Genomic DNA, 1,677 nt, shown 5'->3' with positions numbered 1-1,677 from the left:
GTGGCCGGGTCGACCCGGCCGGTGCAATGAAAGGGGTTAACGGGGCAGCTGACGCAGCAGCGGGAAGGCGGCGCTCATCTGATCGCCCCCCACCACGAAGCCGCACAGCTCGCCGGCTTCGTCGCGCGCCTCGGCCACCATACCGTGGCTGTTCCAGCGGCACTGCCAGGCGAGATCCTCACCCCGGGTGCGGCCCGCCAGTTGCAGCGGGTAGCGCGGGGTCTTCACCTTCACCAGCATGGGCGGCAGGGTCAGCGGGGTCGGCGTGCCGAGCAGGGTCCGCGCCAGCGCATTGGCTCCCAGCACGATTGGTTGCAGGAAGGGAAGCAGCTGGCCCCGCCACTGCACGCAATCCCCCAGCGCGAAGATGTGGGGATCGCTGGTCTGCAATCTGTCATCGACCAGGATGCCGCGCTCCACCTCCAGCCCGGCCTGCCGGGCCAGGGTCAGGTTCGGCCTAAGGCCGATCGCGGCGATCACCAGACCCTGTTCGCTGACGCGGCCATCGGTCAGGGTGACGCGCCAGCCATCGCCGGGCTGGGCGTCTATCCTGGCGATGCCCAGCCCGAGCTGCAGTGTGACGCCCTGGCAGCGCAGCGCCTGTTGCAGCGGCTGGGTCAGGGTGGCGGGCAGCAGGGCACTGAGCGGGCTGTCGGCCAGATCCAGCAGGGTGACCTCGCGGCCATCGCTCGCCATGTCCATCGCCAGCTCGCAGCCAATGAGGCCGGCCCCCAGCACCAGGATGCGGCGGGCATGCTGGATTGCTCCCTCGGCGGCGGCATACTCCTGCTGGCTGTTGAGGGTGACCAGATGCTCGCTGCCCGGCAGGTCGGGTCGCGCCGCGCTGGCACCGGTGGCCAGCACCAGCTGGCCGTAAGGGAACTCTCCCTGTCCGGTCAGCACCACCCGCCGGGCAGGATCTATGCCCAGTACCGGACAGTGGGGCAGCAGCGTGACGCGCTGCTGCTCGGCAAAGTCGCTGCCGCTCTGCCGGGTCATGGCGGCGGCGGCGCAGCCCCGGCTCACCACGTGGCTGAGATCCGGCTTGTTGTACTCGTCACCGCTGTCGGCGGTGATGAGACGGATGGGCTGCTCCCCATCCAGCTTGCGCAAACTCTTGACCAGCTGCTGGGCGGCAAAGCCGCTGCCGATCACCACTATCTCCCGGCTGGCACCGGCGTCACTCAGGGTTGCTGCATTCATACACAGGCCTCCGCCCCACAGGGTTCAAATACCTCCTTGCCGATGCCGCAGCCCGGGCAGAGGAAGCTGTCAGGTACCTGGGCCCAGGGGGTGCCAGGTGCCACCAACTGATCCGGCTCACCGAGAGCCGGGTCATAGACCCACTGGCAGACGGTGCAGAGCATGGGCTGGTCGTCGTCCCATTCACCGGCGGCCGGTGCGGCTTGCGGCGCCTTGGCGATCACCGGGGCAGGCGTCACCGCCGTCTGGGTTGTGGTGATCGGGCGGGATGCCTCAAGCGGATGCAGCGCCCACTGACGGGCGAGCTGGCGACCGTGCTCGCGGCACTCGGCCAGCGCCGAACCATCCGGGCGCCACTTGGCCTTGAGGGAGAGGCTGATGTCAAAGCCCGCGTCCATCAACCGGGTCTGGATGCGATCCACCGCGCCGCCGCTTTCGGCAGCTACGGCTGGACCGGCGGCGCGGTGGATCGCA

Annotated in this window: 2 protein-coding genes; both read right to left on the bottom strand. The window is 69.3% G+C overall.

The window, feature by feature from the left end:
• Positions 1-36 precede the first annotated feature (36 nt).
• Positions 37-1,203 carry an NADH:flavorubredoxin reductase NorW gene (gene norW, locus BN1127_RS18415; protein WP_005330035.1) on the bottom strand — a complete coding sequence of 389 codons (1,167 nt, stop codon included), beginning with the start codon at positions 1,201-1,203 and terminating at the stop codon, positions 37-39.
• The coding region (locus BN1127_RS22920; RefSeq protein ID WP_231557516.1) for a rubredoxin at positions 1,200-1,677 on the bottom strand (478 nt) is incomplete at its 5' end. The genes norW and BN1127_RS22920, both read right to left, overlap by 4 nt.

Source organism: Aeromonas media, assembly GCF_000819985.1.
Classification (GTDB): Bacteria; Pseudomonadota; Gammaproteobacteria; order Enterobacterales; family Aeromonadaceae; genus Aeromonas; species Aeromonas media.
Note: the sequence above shows the minus strand (reverse complement) of the source record. Positions and strands in the feature narration are given on the sequence as shown.

Coding starts and splice junctions, on each gene's coding strand:
- norW (WP_005330035.1), bottom strand. CDS start 1,203: ATGAATGCAGCAACCCTGAGTGACGCCGGTGCCAGCCGGGAGATAGTG.